Raw genomic sequence first — 2,563 nt, forward strand, 5'->3', positions numbered from 1 at the left:
TTTCCCCCGATGGTCAGGTCAAACTGCTCCACCTTTGGCCGGTCAAACTGCTCCAGGCAGGACGGCTGGATTATGAGGCATCGGCGGTGACGGCGATGCGTGCGGCGGCCTCCTTGAGGCGGTAGCTGCGACCCTCGAACTCGAGCATGGTGGCGCGGTGCATGAGGCGGTCGAGGATGGTGGTGGCCATGGTGGCGTCGCCGAGGTAGCGGCCCCAGTCCTGCACGACGCGGTTGGAGGTCACGACGATGGATCGGCGATGCTTGTAGCGCTGGTGGACGATGGCCTGCAGCAGCTCGGCCGCGGCGTCGCCGATGCGCCGGGCGAGGAACAGGTCGTCGAGCACGAGCAGGTCGGGCTCGACCCAGGCGCGCAGCAGCGCGGCCTGCTCCTGGGTGCTGGCCAGGGCGTAGTGGGCGAACTCGGTGTCGGCCTCGACGTAGCGCACGTCGAAGCCTTGCAGGGTGGCCTGGTAGGCCACGGCCTTGGCGACGTGACTCTTGCCGGTGCCGGGCTTGCCGACGATCAGGGCGTTGGCGCCGTCGCCGATGAACTTGAGGGTATGCAGCTCGAAGCAGGCCGCGCGCGGCAGCTTGGGGTTGAAGCGCCAGTCGAAGTCGGCCAGGGTGGCCTTCTCGTCGAGACGCGATTGTTTGAAGCGCCGCTCGGTCAGGCGCGAGTGGCGCCGGTCGAGCTCGTCCTGCAGCATGGCGCCCAGGGTGGCCAGGAACGGCTCCTGGCTGCTCTGCGCCTGCAGCACGCGGGTGGACAGGGTGTCGGCGATGCCCGAGAGGCGCAGCTCGCGCAGGGTGCGTTCGATCTCATTGAGGGTCATGCTGGGGGCTCCGTTCATGGTTGAGGGATTCGGCGGCGGCGCGGGCGAACAGATCGGCGTACTCCTCGGCCGGGCGGATCAGTTCGTGCTGCTGGGTCAGGGGCTCGGCGGTCGGGCCGCGGTCGAGGGCCTGCAGGGCCTCGGTGACGAGGCGCTCGGTCAGCGCCTTGACATGGCGGTAGCTGTAGACCCCGTCGGCCAGGGCGGCGGCGCAGGCGGCATCAACGAGGCGGCGCGGATAGCGCCCGGCCAGCGAGACGATGCCCCAGAGCTTGCGCTGGCCCACGCGGCCTTCGACGGCGAACAGCAGCTCGCACAGGCGCAGGGCCTCGGCCCCGATGGCGCGCGCCTGGGCCAGGATGCGGCGGGTCTCGCGCGAGGGGTTGAACACGCGCTCCTCGGCGGGCAGGACCACGGTGCCGGGGTGCTCGGCGCGGTCATGGGTGCGCAGCAGCTCCTGGGTCTTGAGGTCGCGGATCTCGATGCGCCGGGCATAGATGCGCACCAGCACCTGGGTGCCGATGCGCGCCGGACGGGCGGCGTAGCTGCAGTGGTCGACGCGCACGCAGCTGTCGTCGGCGACGGTGCGCTCGACCTCGGTGAAGTACTGCATGCCCAGCACCGGCAGCGGCTGCAGGTGGGCTCTCTCCTCCTCGAACATGGCCTGCACCTGCCGGCGCGCGCTGCCGTGGATGCGCGGCGCCGCCCACTTGGTCTCCCAGTGCTCCAGAAAGGCGTTCTGCTCCTCGATGCTCTCGAAGCGCCGACCCTTGAGGGCCGTGGCCTGGGTGTGGCCGATGGCGTTCTCGACGCTGCCCTTGCGGTTGGGGTCGCGCACCCGCGCCGGGTCGGCGACGACCCCGTAATGCGCCAGCGTGGCGGCGTAGACCTTGTTGAGCTCGGGCTCGTACAGGTCGGGCTTGAGCACGCCCTCCTTGAGGTTATCGAGCACGACGTAGTGGGCCGAGCCTCCGAAGTAGCGCCAGGCCTGCTCGTGCAGCTCGGCCCAGACCTGCTGACTGGACTTCCAGACCACGCGGCGGAAGCTGCGCCGGGAATAGCGCAACGTGGCCACGAACAGGCGCGGGCGGCGGTAGCGGGCGGTGCCGGGCACGCGCGTGAGGGCGCCCTCGCCGTAATCGACCTGCATCTCCTCGCCGGGGGCGAACTCCAGGCGGTCGAACTGCTCGGGCTCGCGGACCTTGAGCCGGGCGACGAAGCGCTTGACCGAGTTGTAGTGGCCGGCGAAGCCGAACTGGTCGACCAGGTCCTGGTAGATCGCGGTGGCGTTGCGCTTGAGGCGCAGCTGGGCCTCGATGAAGGTCCGGTGCGGCTCGCACAGCGACGTCGTCGTGGCGGTCGGCGCCGGTGGCCGGGGTGGAGCAGTTTGCTCCTGCGAGCCGGTGGCCACCCCGGAGCAGTTTGCCTCGGACTCCTCGGTGAATCGATGCTGCCAGGCCCGGATGGTGTGGCGCGAGATGCCGGTGACGCGCTCGATCTCTCGCTGCGTGGCGCCGGCCTCCAGCAGCGTGCGAATGGTGGTTTGCAGATGCGGCTTCAAGACGTTCACTCCCGTGCCTCTCCCTCGACGTTGAGGGAGTGGAAAGTAACGTCCTGCCGGCTGGCCCCGAGGTGGTCGCCGTCGCCGCGATCAGCGGCTCAGATCACCCCGGCCAGGTGGAGCAGTTTGGGTGGCCAGAAGTGGGGCAGTTTGGGTGGCCGCCGGGG

At 69.9% G+C, this 2,563-nt stretch carries 2 protein-coding genes; both read right to left on the reverse strand.

Annotated features, from left to right (window positions below):
- Positions 1-70 precede the first annotated feature (70 nt).
- Positions 71-835, reverse strand: a complete 765-nt coding sequence (istB, locus tag THIARS_RS00025; protein ID WP_094158950.1) for an IS21-like element helper ATPase IstB — start codon at positions 833-835, stop codon at positions 71-73.
- Entirely contained in the window at positions 822-2,405 is a 1,584-nt protein-coding gene (istA, locus tag THIARS_RS00030) for an IS21 family transposase (RefSeq protein ID WP_094158951.1), read from the reverse strand. Before istA ends, istB begins: the two co-directional genes overlap by 14 nt.
- Positions 2,406-2,563 lie beyond the last annotated feature (158 nt).

It is taken from the genome of Thiomonas delicata, assembly GCF_900088825.1.
Classification (GTDB): domain Bacteria; phylum Pseudomonadota; class Gammaproteobacteria; order Burkholderiales; family Burkholderiaceae_C; genus Thiomonas_A; species Thiomonas_A delicata.

What these genes read in the sequence shown, in the direction of transcription:
- istB (WP_094158950.1), bottom strand. Translation starts at nt 835, where the DNA reads ATGACCCTCAATGAGATCGAACGCACCCTGCGCGAGCTGCGCCTCTCG.